The 16,388-nt window shown below is 50.4% G+C and carries 12 protein-coding genes; 5 read left to right on the top strand and 7 right to left on the bottom strand.

Translation table 11 applies throughout. The annotated features are described in order from the left end of the window. The first annotated feature begins 33 nt into the window (after window positions 1-33). On the top strand, window positions 34-2,457 hold the full coding sequence (locus tag VMW30_08275; GenBank protein ID HUW88352.1) for a hypothetical protein: 2,424 nt from the start codon (window positions 34-36) through the stop codon (window positions 2,455-2,457). Window positions 2,458-2,528: 71 nt separating this feature from the next. Here the strand turns inward: VMW30_08275 and VMW30_08270 are convergent, their stop codons facing one another. The 3 genes from VMW30_08270 to VMW30_08260 are packed head-to-tail and all read right to left on the bottom strand — an operon-like array spanning window position 2,529 to window position 5,183. Continuing rightward, complete coding sequence (locus VMW30_08270; protein HUW88351.1) at window positions 2,529-2,747, bottom strand: heavy-metal-associated domain-containing protein; 219 nt, start codon at window positions 2,745-2,747, stop codon at window positions 2,529-2,531. A gap of 49 nt (window positions 2,748-2,796) precedes the next feature. Then, a complete protein-coding gene (locus tag VMW30_08265) occupies window positions 2,797-4,269 on the bottom strand; it encodes an aminotransferase class V-fold PLP-dependent enzyme (GenBank protein HUW88350.1) in 1,473 nt (490 codons plus the stop codon). A gap of 20 nt (window positions 4,270-4,289) precedes the next feature. Continuing rightward, the gene (locus VMW30_08260) at window positions 4,290-5,183 is read right to left on the bottom strand and encodes a fructose-bisphosphate aldolase (GenBank protein ID HUW88349.1); all 894 of its coding nucleotides are present in this window, start codon (window positions 5,181-5,183) and stop codon (window positions 4,290-4,292) included. A gap of 135 nt (window positions 5,184-5,318) precedes the next feature. On the opposite strand from VMW30_08260, the gene VMW30_08255 reads away from it, so the two are divergent. From VMW30_08255 to VMW30_08245, 3 genes are read left to right on the top strand one after another with little or no spacing between them, the layout of a single operon-like run. Then, window positions 5,319-7,454 (top strand): AAA family ATPase, encoded by a 2,136-nt coding sequence (locus VMW30_08255; GenBank protein HUW88348.1) that lies wholly within the window; start codon window positions 5,319-5,321, stop codon window positions 7,452-7,454. 9 nt (window positions 7,455-7,463) lie between these two features. Continuing rightward, entirely contained in the window at window positions 7,464-8,081 is a 618-nt protein-coding gene (locus VMW30_08250) for a phosphatase PAP2 family protein (GenBank protein HUW88347.1), read from the top strand. Continuing rightward, window positions 8,021-9,799 (top strand): hypothetical protein, encoded by a 1,779-nt coding sequence (locus VMW30_08245; GenBank protein HUW88346.1) that lies wholly within the window; start codon window positions 8,021-8,023, stop codon window positions 9,797-9,799. Before VMW30_08250 ends, VMW30_08245 begins: the two co-directional genes overlap by 61 nt. Here the strand turns inward: VMW30_08245 and VMW30_08240 are convergent. Further along, the gene (locus VMW30_08240) at window positions 9,792-11,852 is read right to left on the bottom strand and encodes a hypothetical protein (protein HUW88345.1); all 2,061 of its coding nucleotides are present in this window, start codon (window positions 11,850-11,852) and stop codon (window positions 9,792-9,794) included. The genes VMW30_08245 and VMW30_08240 overlap by 8 nt on opposite strands. Before the next feature lie 86 nt (window positions 11,853-11,938). Between VMW30_08240 and VMW30_08235 the strand changes: the two genes are divergently transcribed. Continuing rightward, window positions 11,939-13,171 (top strand): MFS transporter, encoded by a 1,233-nt coding sequence (locus VMW30_08235; GenBank protein ID HUW88344.1) that lies wholly within the window; start codon window positions 11,939-11,941, stop codon window positions 13,169-13,171. Here VMW30_08235 and VMW30_08230 read toward each other — a convergent pair. The 3 genes from VMW30_08230 to VMW30_08220 all read right to left on the bottom strand — a co-directional run bounded on the left by VMW30_08230 (window position 13,168) and on the right by VMW30_08220 (window position 16,352). Continuing rightward, window positions 13,168-14,766, bottom strand: coding sequence for an ABC-F family ATP-binding cassette domain-containing protein (locus VMW30_08230; GenBank protein ID HUW88343.1), 1,599 nt, complete (start codon window positions 14,764-14,766; stop codon window positions 13,168-13,170). The genes VMW30_08235 and VMW30_08230 overlap by 4 nt on opposite strands. 114 nt (window positions 14,767-14,880) lie before the next feature. Beyond that, on the bottom strand, window positions 14,881-15,900 hold the full coding sequence (locus VMW30_08225; GenBank protein HUW88342.1) for an ice-binding family protein: 1,020 nt from the start codon (window positions 15,898-15,900) through the stop codon (window positions 14,881-14,883). Window positions 15,901-16,076: 176 nt separating this feature from the next. Then, window positions 16,077-16,352 (bottom strand): HPr family phosphocarrier protein, encoded by a 276-nt coding sequence (locus VMW30_08220; GenBank protein ID HUW88341.1) that lies wholly within the window; start codon window positions 16,350-16,352, stop codon window positions 16,077-16,079. Window positions 16,353-16,388: the final 36 nt, after the last annotated feature.

Below are 16,388 nucleotides of genomic sequence, written 5' to 3'. Positions count from 1 at the left end.
TCCCATATTTGGGATGAAGAGGTTTAGGTGCCCATGACCGAAATGGTCCTAGTCTGGATAGTCGCGCCAATCTTTCTCCTGGTACTTTCTTTCGGCGTCGGGCTACTGCTCGCTTTGTTCGCTCGAAGACCTATTAATTTTGTAGTCGCGACAGCGTTGGGTTTCTTGCTTATTGCAATCCTTGGAAGTTTGCTCACCATAAGTACCTTTACCGCTCCACACACTGCACTGATCATCGGGGTACTCAGTCTTGCCGGCTTAACCCTTGGGTATGCGCGGCTTCGCTCATTGATCCACTTTGACTTCGCTGCAATGTGGGCCGGAGTGCTTACTTATCTGGCATTTGGACTTCCTATAATTGCATCTGGAACTCCAACGTGGGCGGGTTGGGTCAAACTCGATGACCCAGGGACATTTCTCGCGATCACTGATCGGCTCATGTCCGTAGGCAGAACTACTCCTGAATTTGTCACATCAACCTATTCGCGTGTTATCCAGACCATCTTTGACCCAGTCGGAGCGGGGCACTTTAGTTACCCTGTCGGATCGTTCATGCCGTTTGGCGTGACTGCGAAATTGACCCGAGTGGAAAGCGCTTGGTTTTTCCAGCCCTACATGTCGATTTCTGCGGCGTTGGTGGCAATGCTTTTTGTTTATATTCTCAGAAGTTACACCAGCAAGAAAACTTATCAGGTACTTTTTGCCACCTTTGCGTCACTGGCTTCAACGATTTATTCCTACGTTATGTGGGGGGCAATCAAAGAAATTGTAATTCTGATTCCGATTGTGCTTTTTGCGCTCATGATTTTTGAGCCCCATAAGGCTTCAACGAGCAAACAAAATTATCTATATGCATTCGTATCCGCCCTAGGCATGTATTTCATTGGGGGAGCCGCAGGATTTGGCTTCATCCTGCCCATACTCTTTATCGCTGTATTGGTGAAATTGTTTTCTAGGAGTCGAATACTCGCATATACCGCGATGGGTGGGCTTGTCGCCATTTTGGTTGTAGTTACTTATTTTCTCAGGGCCGGGAATAACGCAATTGCCAATATTCTGATCCCGATCATCGGCGACACGGGCAATCTTTCCAGAGCGCTTAAACTCACCCAGGTCGCTGGCATATGGCCCGCCCAGGATTTCCGGATGGATCCAATGCATCCACTCTTGACTTCGCTCATGATTGTCACTGCGGCCGTATTTGTGCTGGCCGGTCTCTATTTTTCGATCAAGGGATCGTTATGGATCGTGCCATCCCTATTAATCGCAGTACTTGCGGTGGTAGCTAATTCCTTTTTTTGGGGCGGAATATGGCTCACCGGTAAAGCAATTGCTGTTGCTTCCCCAATATTCCTCCTTTGTTCGGCAGTAGGAGCAATTGAACTTTGGCGATTCTTTAATTCGAGCCAAAGGCCTGCTTGGGGCAAGGCCAAACTTAAATACGTGGTGACCCTTCTAGTCTTGCTCCTTGGTTCGGGGGTCTTTATATCGGATCTCATGACATACAAAAATGTCTGGCTGGCGCCATTCTCGCAAGTTGATGAACTGCGCAAGATTGGTCATCAATTTGCCGGAGAAGGTCCCACACTCATGACAGAGTACTCAGTCTTCGGCTCCAGATACTTCTTAAGAGATATGGATGCTGAGGCAGTGAGCGAGCTTCGAGTACATGTGATTCCAACACGGGACGGCAATCAAGTTCCCAAGGGGTTCGCTGCTGACATTGATCTCTTTGATAACTCGACGATTGATTATTTCAAAATACTGGTGTTGAGGAAGTCACCAACCGCTAGCCGTCCACCGTTGAACTACGAATTAGTTTGGTCTGGGCAACACTACGAAGTGTGGAGACGCGTAGACAGGAATATTCTCATCAAATCGACTCTTCCTCTAGGAAACAATTTCTACCCCGGGCAATCTCCCACCTGTGATCAGGTTTCGGCTTTTCTCTCGACGATGGTAGAGGGAGACAAAGTATTTGTTGCCGATAGAAAGAAGGTTTACGTCGTCAATTTTGCCGATGGAGATCTTCCTGCGACGTGGTTTCCAACAAATCCTTTCACGGGTGGAGTTGATCGAGTGGGTTCAGGCGGATTCTCACGATCAATCACGGTAGATGACACACACAATTACGATCTGTCGATAGCTGGTTCGTTCCCAGGCCTGCTCAAGATTTTAGTGGATGGCGTTCAGGTTTACTCTGGAAGATCAATGGTTGAACAAAATTCATTCCTCACTAATACGCTCACGAAGGTCAAACTTGCTGCCGGTCGTCATACGTTGACTGTTCTTTATGATAAGCCTGCATTACTTCCTGGAGGCGATGTCGATTCCAGATTCGGCCCCATTTATCTTTCGACCCAGAATGCTGGTGATGTAAAAGCGAAACTAGTCCCAGTTTCAAGACTTGGCCGATTGTGTACGCGCGATCTCGATTGGATTGCGATCGCTCAATAGTTTTGATTTTGCCTACTCTGCGCCCTTGAGTGCAGGTGATATCGTGACGGTGCTAGACGCTCATGGGAAAGTTATGAAGAAAGAAAGTACTTTCCAGCTTGAGCCATCGCCCTTGAAATCTCTTCGGGCGTGAATTCTCGAGCGCCAACTGTTTGAATCGAACTGACCTCATTGGGTTTCACTTCAACATTAACGCTTGACATGCCATCGATCAACATTAAATTCTTGGTGACAGATTGCGCGCAATGATCACAGGTCAATCCGGTGGCTTTCCAGTTCTGCTCAGACATAGGACACTCCAACAACTACTAGGTGAATATCAGATGACCACAAGTTTACTCAGGAAGTCGCTCTCTCGCTCTGCGAGGTGAGGACTCTAAATGTGCGCAGGGACGGATCAGACGCGTACGCGATGCGGACCCCATCAGATCTCGCAGAGATCAAGCCCTCCGAAATAGTCTGCGTAATGATTTCACCCGGTGCCAATACCGCGACTCCAGGTGGGTATGGAGCAATCAGGTCGGCACTAATTCGTCCGATGGCATCGCGTGCGGAGACCATTTCACTCTCTGCAAAATACGCCTCTCGCAATGACATCGCGATTGTTGGTTTAATAGACCAACTTAGTGCTGAGTGGCTCTTTCTACGCGGCCCGGAATTCCTTTTCAATATTGGAATTAAGCCCTCCGCTAACCGAGTAAGAGTGTGAATGTCATCGGCAATAGTGACGTGAATAACTAAGTTGTCTCTATCAGCCATCTCAACCGTGACTCCAAGACTGGCGAGATCCCTTTCGATAGTTAGACCGTTTGCTCCGAGAACATCGGCTCTCACCACAATTTTTGCGGGGTCAAATCGACCGCTGGCGAAGTTCGACGGACTTAGGAGAATTTCATCTCCAAATTCTTCGGTGAGCCGTCGTCGGAAAAGATCAACATTCGCAAGCAATCTCTCCAGCAACTCACTTCCGTGATGTTCCATAAGCGCACGCACTGCGTCGATCGAGGCTAACGGAGCGCCCGCGGGAGAAGTTGTATGCGTTGATTCGAACCCTTGCTCTAAGCGAGCACGGTTGAGAAGGCGAGTTCGCGCAACCGCAATGGCTGATGCGCTATACCCTGGCAGTGCTTTGTGAATACTGGTAACAAAAGCATCGGCTCCTAGTTGCATTGGATTCTTTGGTAGCGCGGGATGAAAACCAAAATGTCCACCCCAGGCAGCATCGAGAATGACAGGAATTCCGCGGTCATGGGCGCTCTTAATCAGTGGCGGAATGTCAGAAAGCGTTCCGAGGTAACCAGGTTCGGTGAGCAGAAGCGCAATAGGTTTCTGGGGTAACACTCTTTCAAATTCACTGAGCGAAATTCCAGTTGGGACACCCGTTGCGACATCTATGTCAGGAGAGAGCCAGAGGGGCTCGAGTCCGGCGAGGACGAGCGCGGTGAGTTGGGAGCGGTGTGCGGTTCGTGTCATGGCGACTTTATCGCCAGGTTTTCCGAGTGAAAGAAGAATTGCCTGATTTGCGTGAGTGGAACCGCCCGTAGAAAATCTTGCCCAGTCTCCGCCCCATAGACGAGCCGCGAGTGCCTCGGCTTCCAACAGAACTCCATGCGTGAGTTTCACGTCATCTAGTCCACCAAAAAGCGGAACATCCCTGTCGACCACTTGGCCCAGCCCCTCATCCAGGAGGTGTGCCCTTTGTTTATGACCAGGAGTTGTAAAAGGTTGTCGAGCACCTTCCTCGAAGGACTCTAAATAAGAGAGGTATGAATCCAACAGCGGCGCAACGTCGCGTAGTTCTTGTTTTTGCATGGCGCTACGTGGGTTCAAGGTCAAGAGCTTGGGTACTTTTCTAGAATCTGCCTCAGCGAATCAACGAACTTCAGTGACGCGTCATGCTCCCGCTGCCAGACATTGCGTCCAAATATGAGACCGGTTGCGCCTGCTTCCATGGACTCCCGCGCTTTTTCAAACATCGTTTCGTCACCCGATTTTTCGCCACCCGAAACCAGGACAAGTGTTTTATTCGCTGACCTGACCACGGCGTCAATAGCTTGTTGAGAGGTAAATTCTGAGTCATATTCCTTCTTCACGTTTGTCCGAAGATCGGGGTGCGGAAAGTTAACCTTCACAATGTCTGCACCAAGCTCACTGGCAACCCGTGCCGCATAGTCGGTTGCGTAGAAAGAGTTGTTGCCTCCCTTAGCGTCAACTGCTTCACCGCGTGGGTATGACCAGACAATCAGGGGCATACCAAATTTTTCGGCTTGAGATCGCACTTCACGATACTGAGCGAAATCTGCCTCTTGTGATGGTGAGCCGACGTAGAGCGTGTAACCAACCGCATCGGCGCCGAGTCGAACCGCATCCTCAACACTCGCATGCACCGGTGAGAGAGCACGCGCATCGGAAGGGATGTCTGTCTTTCCATTGAGTTTGAGAATGAGGGGCAACTCGCCCGCAAACTCCCAGTAAAATTTTTCGGCAAGACCAATTTGAATGGCAATCCCATTAAAACCACCTTCGAGTGCCAGTCGAATAATGTATTTAGGATCCGATGATTTTGGATTGGCAAAGAAGTCGCGGGGGCCGTGTTCTAAACCCTGGTCATAAGGAAGGAACAGAGCCGTTCCGTTTCGTAAACCAAATTGATGCAGGATTCGGTGAAGTCGTGCTTTCTTTCCAGTGTTTAGTCCTCGTTCAGTGAGAGGTGCTCGCGTGTTCATCGTCAATCTCCACGTCTTTTGCTCTTGATGGAACCTCAAGTGAGTCTACGCTGAAATTAGCATGCTGAATATATCTCACTCCGCCTATGATTTTTCCAGAGAACTGGGCTATTCTCAATGTGAGGAGTTTATAAAATGACTACACAGGACGCAGATCAAAAATCGGCGCTCGAGCAGTATGGCGTTGATTTAACACAGAGAGCTCGGGACGGAAAGTTAGACCCAGTCATTGGTCGCGATAACGAAGTTAGGCGCGTGATCCAAGTTCTTTCCAGACGAACCAAAAATAATCCGGTATTGATTGGCGAGCCGGGGACGGGTAAGACTGCGATCGTAGAAGGGCTAGCCCTTCGTATTGCGGCTAAAGATGTACCAATTGGTTTGAGAGATAAGAGAGTCATCTCTTTGGATTTAGGGGCGCTGATAGCTGGGGCAAAATATCGAGGTGAGTTTGAGGAGAGACTTAAGGCTGTACTTGACGAGATAGTCGAAAGTAGTGGTGAAATCATTACTTTTATTGATGAACTTCACACTGTTGTAGGTGCAGGCGGGATGGCCGGTTCAATGGATGCTGGAAATATGCTTAAGCCGCTTCTTGCTAGAGGTGAATTGCACATGATTGGTGCCACAACTCTCAACGAGTACCGACAATACATCGAGAAAGATGCCGCGCTCGAGAGAAGGTTTCAGCAGGTTTTGGTGGGAGAGCCAAGCGTTGAGGAAGCGATTGCAATTCTTAGAGGACTTCGGGAGAAATACGAAGCGCATCATAAGGTGACAATTAGCGATGGCGCTTTAATTGCGGCAGTAAAACTTTCTAATCGGTACATAACTCATCGGTACTTACCGGATAAGGCGATCGACCTCATGGATGAGGCTGCTTCGCGCCTTCGAATGGAAATTGATTCATCCCCTGAAGAAATTGACCAACTTCAACGCTCAGTGGACCGACTGCGGATGGAGGAGTTTGGACTGTCGAAGGAGAAAGATGCGGTTTCCAAAGAACGTCTTATTGTGTTGCGGGAAGAAATAAAGAATCAGGAGGAGAAACTTGGGGTGCTCTCGTCTCGTTGGGAAAAAGAGAAGAACCTGCTGGACCGAATTGGTGCCCTTACGGAAGAACTTGATTACGTTCGTGGGCAGGCCGAACGCGCACAGCGAGAAGGGGAGTTGGAGAAGGCCGCTCGATTGATGTACGGGAGAATGCGCGAAATCGAAAATGAATTGAATTCAGCGCGCACCGCTGTCAATGGTCACGCTGCCATGGTCAAAGAAGAGGTGACCGAAGATGACATTGCTGAGATCGTGGCGGCTTGGACCAAGATTCCAGTTGGAAGACTCTTGCAGGCCGATAGTGATCGATTACTGTCCCTGGAAGAGGAACTCTCCAATCGAGTCATTGGTCAGAATGACGCCATAGTGGCGGTTGCCAATGCAATTAGAAGATCAAGGGCCGGGATATCAGATCCAGACCGTCCAACGGGGACTTTCTTGTTTCTAGGTCCAACCGGCGTTGGTAAGACCGAACTTGCGAAGGCGCTGGCGAATTTTCTATTTGACGACGAGCACGCCATGGTGCGAATCGATATGAGTGAGTACGGCGAGAAATTTTCAGTCTCTCGACTGGTAGGTGCACCCCCTGGGTACGTCGGCTATGAAGAAGGTGGCCAACTCACTGAGGCAGTCCGGCGACGCCCGTATTCGGTTCTACTACTTGATGAGGTGGAGAAGGCACATGTCGAAGTCTTCGACCTTCTCCTCCAAGTCTTCGATGATGGGCGTCTCACAGATGGACAAGGTCGGACCGTTGATTTCAAGAACACCATCATCATCATGACCTCGAACCTGGGGTCACATTTCCTCATGGATACTTCACTCGATGAGAAGGCGAGGCGGGCGGGGGTGATGGAAGCGGTTCATGGTGCCTTTAAGCCAGAGTTCCTCAATCGAATTGATGACGTCTTGATCTTCAATCCGCTTGGTACCAGTGAAATTACCAAAATTATGACTTTGCTTGTACAGGATATGCAGTCCAGACTCGCTGACAGGCGGATAAAAGTGGAAGTCGATGCTAGTGCCCAGAAATGGCTCTCGCATCACGGGTACGATCCTGCTTTCGGCGCTAGACCGATGCGTAGACTTATCCAGAAAGCGATTGGCGATTCGATGGCAACCAAGTTGCTGAGCGGGGAGATTCCAGATGGTTCACGAGTTTTATTTTCGGCAGGGAGTGTCGAAGCGGCAGAACTGGATCTTGCTGTCGAGAAGTGAAGTATCGCCGTGAGACGGTACACCTACCTACTCTTAGGTCTTCTCAACATGATTATCTTTGTGGAGCTTGGGTACTTTGTAAAAAGTGAGCCGACAGCATTTGATTCCACGGTCGCGGAATGGTTTAAATCGCACCGCACTCCTGGCGAGGTTCATTTTGCGCAGATCTATAGTGCGCTGACGGCACCGGTGGTCATTCTTGTGGTGGTCTGCATCATTCTCCTATTTCGACAATATTGGACCCGTGCTTGGTATTTGATTGACTTCGTTCCCCTTTCTCTCATGCTGGGTGCTGCAGGCGTAGCTACATTGGCGAAACACTTTTTTGACCGCGTACGTCCGGGTCTTGACCTGGCAACTCAAATTGATTTGGAGCCGGGCTTTCCTTCCGGCCATGTGGCCTTTGTGGCCGTGTCGGGTGGCTGTCTTCTTCTCATCTATTCACGTAAAAGGGCGCTTACCGTTTTACTTGTCATGCTCGTTACAGTGTTCACGGCTTTTGATCGTCTGTTGCTAGGAGCACACTGGTTTACAGATGTAATTGGCTCAATGTTCATGGCAACTGGATGCTTCTTTTTGATGAAATTTATGGAAGAAATACTGGCGGAGAGAGAACGAGTTATGTGATGAAGGTACGCGTGGCGACGATTTGCTTGGTTCTTTTTCTCGCGCTTGGATCAAATCAAGCATTCGCTGCTACGCCGAAAGTCAGTGTGCCTTGCACAAAAGCAGGACTGAAGTCTGGATCGTTGATATGCGTCAAAGTTGCTGGAAAATTGAGATGGAAGATCCTCAAGAAATCACAGACTATTTCCTATGTAGCTCCAAACGTGGCGACCATCGCTGATACCTCCATAAAATTCAATTACTCGTCATCGTCAAAATTGAAGGTCGCTGTCAAGAACTTCACCCCGTCTATATGCACCTTGGGCGTTCGGGAACTCAAGCCAACGGGTACTCCGGGATTGTGCACCATATCGCTTAGCCAGAGAGGGAATGCATATTTCCGAGCCGCAAGATTTGCGCAATTCACGGTGACTTTCATGGGAACAAACCTGATTGATTTCACCCTCCCAGGAGCACTCTTGCTCAGTCAGGGAACTTATGCGTTCTCTGCGACAAGCAGTTCAGGTCTAACCGTTTCGCTTGCAAGTTCGACACCCGACACGTGCACAGTTTCGGACTCCGTCCTGATTTTTCTCAAACTCGGTCCATGCACGATTGTTGCGACTCAACTGGGGGAGGGCTTCATCCCCTCTGCCGTAGAAGTGAGCGCCACAACTGAAATCTCTGCGGATCGAGTAGTGGCAGATTTACCTGACACAATCTCTGGATTCCAACTCAAGGCAATTTACGTGGTCCCATCTGATGGAGTTGATAACTTTAAGGATACCAATGGCTACTTGACCAGTGTTCTTGACGGAGGGAGCACATACCTCAAGGGGCAATTGAATTTAACCGTCCCCATCGATCGAAGTCCCATTGGCTATGACATCCAGTATCTCAAGTCGTCATATTCAACTGAGTACCTGGCCACTCACGCTGATGCCAACCCAAAGCAGACGAGCGATGCATATGTGCTTCTCAACGAGATCAAGGCCATGGAAAATCCAGGGGAGAACCGGAAGGATTACATATTCTTTCTGGAGGTTCCAGGACTCGGTGGTAGTTATTGCGGTTTTGCCGACCGCCCGGGGATGGTTGCAGTCGTCGCAATCCAAAACATTGCGCCAGACAAGATCTGCACGGGGAAATCATCTCCATTTTTTGATGATTACGTTTCGAAGACGTGGGTGCATGAGTTGTTCCATAATTTTGGTGTCGGGCACACAGTCGATGATCCTTGCGACTTAATGGCGGGCACGCCGGAGACTCTGGGGACCTGCGCATCGACCATGAAATACACATTGGACAAGGAGCGCACGCGGTATGTGGGGAGTGCGGTCCAAGGCGTAGACATCTTGAAACTTCGCGTGTGGGATGGATATACGGCGAACATGGATCTCGCAGCCGATTGCTTGACCGATCTAGTTCCAAGAGCAGACGGATTCCCTTATGCATACTGCCCCACTGGTACCCGTGCTATTGGGGCGCTTACAATGTGCTGGAATAACGTCTCATCAATCTCCCTTGATGAGTTTGTTGACGGAGTGTGGAGATCGCTAGGCGCAGGTGGGCATTACACAGATTTTTGGGGCGGTGAACTCGCCAAGTGGAAATGCAACAACCCCGGGTACACCAATCCCTGGAAGACGGTCACGGTCGATACTCCTGGAGTTCGACATTACAGATGGCTGATCAATGACCAGGTGGTTCAGGAGATGAATATCATCTGGGTTAAATGAATTTGATGGAGAATTTATAGCCCGCCAGGTTCATCTTCACACGAACTGTGGCATTACCACTAGCAGATGTTCTTCCAGTAAATGTGTAGATCTTGCCCCCAGATTTCAGCGCGGTTATCACGAACTTCGTTTTGGAACCATTTGCCCGGACGGTGAGAAGATACTGCTTAGCGCTCTCCTTCTTGACGCGTACGCTTCCTTTGACAATTTTGACCACGGTGGCTGTTGTGTAGATATATCCGCTAGGGACCGCAATGACCATCTTGGATCCATCACTCGAACTTGCCACACCATAACCATCACGAACCGAATTAGTTGAGGACCAAGTGAGTCCGCCGTCTTGACTCACATATTCGTTACCCATGAAAGTCGAAGCCGCCATTTTGGATCCGTCACTCGACATTGCGATACCTTGCCAATATCTAACTGTGTCGGTTGCGCGCGCGGTCCATGTGACACCGTAATCCTGCGAGATGTAGATACTTCCTGGATAGAGGACGGCGGCCAACTTTGAGCCATCACTGGAAGAGTCGACCCCGTACCAGAGACGATTGGATTCACGAGCAGTCCATGTGACACCGGAATCGCTAGAGGTATAAATCTGTCCATCGCGAACCACGGCTACAAGTTTTGTGCCATCGCTGGAGGAGGCAACTGCGCGCCATTGGCGAGTGTTTTCCCGAGCAGTCCACGTTGCACCGGAATCGGCAGAGGTGTAGATCTGACCGGGATTAACGATTGCCACTAACTGTGTGCCATCTGATGAAGATGCAACACCAAACCATGGACGATCTGATTCGCGGGCCGTCCACGTGATGCCAGAGTCAGTAGAAGTGTAGATACGTCCTGCCTCAGCGGTGGCTACCAATTTTGTGCCATCGCTCGATGATGCGACATCGCTCCAACTTCGTACAGATTCCCTTGCAACCCATGTTGCCCCATAGTCGGTAGAGGTAAAAATTCTTCCGTTGGAGGACGCGGCGACGAGTTTCTGACCGTTGCCCGATGATGCAATAGATTGGCATTGACAACTTGGATCGAGTTTCGTCCACGTGAGCGTGGTGGGACTGGATGACGCTGTTGGAGTTGGAGTGGGCGTCGCGCTCGTGCCAGAGGTGTATATATAACTCTGGCTCGTGGCGACGAACTTTGAGCCATCAGCAGATGAGGCCACGCCGTACGAATTTTGAATTGAGTTGTCGGTTATCCAGGTCACGCCGAAATCTTGAGATGTGTAGACGGTGCCCATGTAGGCGCTGGCAACGAGCCGCGATCCGTCGCTAGACATTGCAATTCCCTGCCAATACTTATTCAGTTCGGGAGAGCGCACCGTCCACGTGGCACCCGAGTCGGATGAGGTATAAATATTTCCGGGGTTGCCATAAACAACTGCTGCCAACCGTGTTCCGTCTGCGGAGGATGCGACCCAGAACCAGAGTCGATTGCTATCGCGCGCGATCCATGTCGCACCGGAATCCGCTGAAGTGTAGATTTGCCCATCGCGAACGCCAGCCACCAACTTCGTTCCGTCCGAGGAGGACGCGATTGATCTCCACGCCCGTGGCGATTCATGAGCCGTCCATGTCGCACCGGAATCCGCTGAAGTGTAGATCTGGCCCGGATTCACGATCGCCGCGAGTTTGGTTCCATCGCTAGATGAGGTGACCCCAAACCAAGGCCGCACTGATTCTCGTGCAACCCATGTCGCACCGGAATCGGTCGATGTGTATATCTGTCCACCTTCAACAGTTGCGACAAGTTTCGTTCCATCACTTGAGGATGCGACTGCGCTCCAATTGCGAGCTGATTCACGAGCGACCCAGGTAGCACCAAAGTCTGAAGAAATCACAAGTCGTCCACCATTGACGGCGCCGAAAAGTTTAGAACCATCAGCAGAGGAGGAAATCGCCTGACATGAACAACTTGGATCTCTCTTGGTCCAATTCGATTCAGTTGCATCCGCATTCGCGCTCATTAGCGGCGTGAGAAGCGAAGTGAGAATTACTCCTGACAGTAAGACCTTAAATGCGTTCAACTTCTTGCTTTGCAACATCTCTTCCTCCTTCAGGAGTGATGGCGATACCCGTCATTCTATAATTAAGTAGCGAGGTGGATGAGTGTCACCACTAGAATTGCTCAATGTCCGCAGACTCGAATGATCGATTGCCTCCTCACGTGCGCCGTATGTTATTGGGGATCACATTAAGCGCACTTGGCAATGGGTTGGTTCTCCCTTTTGCATTTGTGTATTTTCATTCAATAAGAGATATCCCAACTTCGACTGCGGGGTTGATATTTAGTTATGGTGCTTTAATCTCTCTCATCGCCGCGCCAGGAATCGGCACTTTGATTGACAAGTGGGGCCCAAAACCGATTTTGATCATTTCACTTTTGATTTCCGCAGCCGGATATTCATCCCTTTCTCTTATTCGATCTGCGTCAGATGCCTTTCTTGTAATTACTATCTGTTCGATCGGGCAATCTGCGATGTGGCCAAGTCAAGGTGCGCTCAATACCGAACTCACTCCGGACCATTTACGCGAGAGAATATATGGTTCCCAGTTTGCGCTTCTAAATCTGGGTCTTGGAATAGGTGGCATTGTCTCCTCTCTTATTGTGTCCTTGGACAAGCCCATAACTTTTGAGTTGCTCTATATCGGGGACGGACTCTCATACATTGTTTACCTCTTTGTTGTACTCTCTTTGAAGAAGACGGGCAACCGTACAAAAGAGCAACGGGATTATCACGCATCACTTGAAGGCAGTTGGAGCGATGTCTTGCAGGACAAGACCTTCCGAAAAGTATGGGTCGTCGCCCTCTTTGCAATATTCTTGAGTTACAGCCAATTGGAGGTTGGATTCACTTCCTTTGCGACCACAGTGGCTGATGTCAAACCATCGCGTCTGGCATGGGCTTATGCGGTCAATACTGCGATGATCGCGATTTTCCAACTCTGGGTCATCAAGAAACTTGAGAAATTGCCACGGGCCAAGGGTCTGGCGATAGCAATGGCATTTTGGGCTTTGGCTTGGGCAGCGTTGGCAATGGCCGGAATTTCTCATGGATTTGCGGTTCCAGCGATAATTGTTTGTCAGTTTATATTTGCTATCGGCGAGATGGTCTGGTCCCCGATACTTCCGGCGGTCGTCAACCAACTTGCACCCGATCACCTACGCGGTCGTTACAACTCCGCATCCACGAATACGTGGCAGATAGGAATGATCATGGGGCCGGCGGCAGCTGGCGTCCTACTAGGTGCGGGACTCTGGGCACTTTGGATATCACTACTGTTTGGTGGATTGGTAGTGCTCAGTTTCTTCGCACTTCGTCTTAAATTGCCAGATCGACCAGTAACCGAAATCGTCGGTTAGTCAATCTCGACAAGATCGAGATAACTCTCATTCCATAGATCTTCATCGCCGTCTGGAAGTAACAGAACTCGGTCAGGTTTGAGAGCTCTTACTGCGCCTTCATCGTGCGAAACCAGAATCACGGCCCCTTGATAGCCGCCAAGTGCACCAAGGATTTCATGGCGGGAGGCAGGGTCCAGGTTGTTGGTTGGCTCATCGAGAAGAAGGACGTTTGCTGCGCTCACTACTAGCACCGCGAGTGCCAGACGAGTTTTTTCGCCGCCACTTAGTACTTTGACAGGTTTGTGAACATCATCGCCGGTAAACAAGAACGAGCCGAGAACATTTCGGGCCTCAGGCTCACGCAAATCAGAATGCGCGCTTGTCATGTTCTCCAAGATGGTTCGTTCGAAGTCCAACGACTCGTGCTCCTGGGTGTAGTACCCGATTTTCAGCCCATGACCTTTGACGACTTCCCCAGTATCGGGCTCGAGATCGCCCGCCAGCATTCTTAATAGAGTGGTCTTACCGGCGCCGTTAAGACCCAAGATGACCACTCTTGATCCCTTATCAATCGCAAGATCCACGTCAGTGAATACCTCAAGAGACCCATACGACTTACTGAGACCGGTAGCTGAGAGCGGAGTCTTTCCACACGGGGCAGGAGTGGGGAAGCGCAACTTCGCCACGCGGTCGACCTTGCGGACTTCTTCCAGGTCGGAGAGCAATTTCTCTGCCCGGCGAAACATTCCCTGCGCGGCCTTGGCCTTAGTTGCTTTGGCCCGCATTTTCTCAGCTTGTTTCTCCAGTATGGCGGCTTTCTTCTCGGCGTTTGCGCGCTCGATCTTGCGGCGATGCTCATCTTGTTCACGTTGGAGTAAGTACTTCTTCCACCCCATGTTGTAAACGTCGATGACGTTTCGATTGGCATCCAAATAGAAAACCTTATTGACGACAGTATCGATCAGATTGACGTCGTGGCTGATAATTACCAAACCACCCGAATATTTCAGCAGATAATCTCGCAGCCACACGACCGAGTCGGCATCCAGGTGGTTGGTGGGTTCGTCGAGAAGCAGGGTCTCTGCGCCGCTAAAGAGGATTCTCGCTAGTTCGATGCGGCGGCGCTGACCTCCGCTCAGAGAGTCCAAGGGTTGGTCGAAGAGTCGTTCGGGAATTCCCAGACTGGTTGCGATCGCCTCAGCCTCTGCGGTCGCGCTATACCCACCAGCCACATTGAACTCATTGTCGGCCCGGGTATACCTATTCATTACAGTCTCTAACTCTTCCCCGGTCGCGGTCGCCATCGCTTCTTCGGCTTGGCGCATGCGAGCCACGATCAGGTCCAGCCCACGCACCGAGAGGATGCGCTCTACAACCGTGCCCTCTTCATCACCCGTTCGGGGATCTTGGGGAAGATAGCCGATGGCACCACTACGTAAGACCTGCCCGCCCGCCGGCATGGTCTCCCCGGCCAGGGCTCTGGCAAGGGTGCTTTTGCCTGAACCGTTGCGACCGACAAATCCGATTCGGTCGCCGTGATTAATTCTCACGGTAACCCCGCTCACCAAAAGGCGCGCACCAGCACGAAGTTCGAGACTCTGGGTTGCAATCACGTGGGGCAGTTTCTCACAGTTTCAGAGTCGCAAAAACAACAGTTTAAAGGTAGATAAAAAAGGCGTGAGCCCCGATATCGCTATCAGGGCTCACGCCTACTACATATGAGTGTGTTACCTATTGCCGATCAATTTCCTTGATCTCATTCCCAATGCACCCAGGAGAATCATTCCTCCTGAAATAGCCAAGAGATTGAACCAAGGTGAACTGGTTTTAGGCAACTTGCCACCAGCAACTGTGGTTGGTCTGGGAGTTGGAGTGACACTAGCAACTGGTGTAGGCGTTGGGGTCGGCGTGACTGTAGCCGTTGGTGTAGGCGTTGGGGTCGGCGTTGGAGTCGGCGTTGGGGTCGGCGTGACTGTAGCCGTTGGTGTAGGCGTTGGTGTAGGCGTTGGAGTCGGAGTAGCAACAACGCAAGCATCATTGGTAATCACGTTGGCATTGAGATTGACCGCGCCCGTCCGCGCCAATAACTGTCCGCGAATGTTGGCGCCAGATTCTGCCGTAATTGTTGTCAGAGCATAGATCCGTCCAATGAATGTGGAATTAGTTCCGAGGGTTGCCGAACTTCCGACTTTCCAATAAACGTTACAGGCTTGCGCCCCATTGATGAGTGTCATCGTGCTTCCTGCGGATGTAATCAGAGTTGATGCTGCCTGAAAAATAAAGACAGCAGTTGCATCGCCTTGCGCATCAAGTGTGAGTGCGCCGGAGTTGGTAAGGCTCCCCTCTGTCGTTGAGTAGGTACCTGGCGTAATAACTTTGGATGCCAATTCGGGGGAGGCAAGAATTACGGGAGTTGGCGCGCTGATACTGTCATAAGCGGTCACCAAATCCGTTTGCGCAGTATTTGCGATGGTATCTGCAATGTGCTGCACTCCCGACGTTGTGACAGTTGTACTGCCGGTGAATGAAGAACCAGGAAAGAGTCCAATGTCTCCGCCGGCTGAGCCACTTATTGTGGTCGGACCGGTGTTTGTGATCGTTGTTCCACCTAGGACCGCAAAATTCGTAGTGCTACCTGGAGTTATGGTTGGGACGGCAGCCGAGACTGATGCTGGAATTGTGAAAATTGCCAACAGTGGCAGAGCTACAACTGCCGTAAGAATTCTTAATTTATTTACTTTTTTCATGCTATTTCGATTCTGTTATTTTCTCTTGTTCGACATCGAGGCTCGATGTCTCTCAATCTTTAGAGTAGACCTGCGTTATTGGCCCTCACTACTTTAAGAATAGACCTAAGTGGTGCCACTCTCATCTAGCACCTCCCTTTTTAAGGGTTTTGATCCTGTCAAAAGCCTGTCAATTTTTAGTGCGCAGCGCTCTCTGCGAGTGTGCGCAGTGCACCAGCTGTCGCCACTTCATTTTCACCCTCAACTTGCACCACGATTTCATCTCCGCATTTCACTCCGAGAGTCATAACCCGCAGAATGCTAGAGCCATCGACAAATTCAGAGATCACTCCATCTGTAACTTTGGCCAATCGGACGACACATCCGGATTCCTTCGCGCTGCGCGAGAAAAGGGAGGCGGGCCGAGCGTGCAATCCCACAGGGGATGCCACGGTGGTTCGAAATTCTTCCATGATTGACCAATCTTTTTTGAGTGGAGAGATCGTATA

This window comes from Candidatus Paceibacterota bacterium, from assembly GCA_035530615.1.
Taxonomy (GTDB): Bacteria; Actinomycetota; Actinomycetes; order Nanopelagicales; family Nanopelagicaceae; genus QYPT01.
This window is presented reverse-complemented; position numbering and strand designations above follow the sequence as displayed.

Excerpts from the sequence above, each read along its gene's own strand:
- VMW30_08275 (HUW88352.1), top strand. The coding sequence starts at position 34 with ATGACCGAAATGGTCCTAGTCTGGATAGTCGCGCCAATCTTTCTCCTG.
- VMW30_08270 (HUW88351.1), bottom strand. The coding sequence starts at position 2,747 with ATGTCTGAGCAGAACTGGAAAGCCACCGGATTGACCTGTGATCATTGC.
- VMW30_08265 (HUW88350.1), bottom strand. The coding sequence starts at position 4,269 with ATGCAAAAACAAGAACTACGCGACGTTGCGCCGCTGTTGGATTCATAC.
- VMW30_08260 (HUW88349.1), bottom strand. The coding sequence starts at position 5,183 with ATGAACACGCGAGCACCTCTCACTGAACGAGGACTAAACACTGGAAAG.
- VMW30_08255 (HUW88348.1), top strand. The coding sequence starts at position 5,319 with ATGACTACACAGGACGCAGATCAAAAATCGGCGCTCGAGCAGTATGGC.
- VMW30_08245 (HUW88346.1), top strand. The coding sequence starts at position 8,021 with ATGCTTCTTTTTGATGAAATTTATGGAAGAAATACTGGCGGAGAGAGA.
- VMW30_08240 (HUW88345.1), bottom strand. The coding sequence starts at position 11,852 with ATGTTGCAAAGCAAGAAGTTGAACGCATTTAAGGTCTTACTGTCAGGA.
- VMW30_08235 (HUW88344.1), top strand. The coding sequence starts at position 11,939 with ATGTCCGCAGACTCGAATGATCGATTGCCTCCTCACGTGCGCCGTATG.
- VMW30_08225 (HUW88342.1), bottom strand. The coding sequence starts at position 15,900 with ATGAAAAAAGTAAATAAATTAAGAATTCTTACGGCAGTTGTAGCTCTG.
- VMW30_08220 (HUW88341.1), bottom strand. The coding sequence starts at position 16,352 with ATGGAAGAATTTCGAACCACCGTGGCATCCCCTGTGGGATTGCACGCT.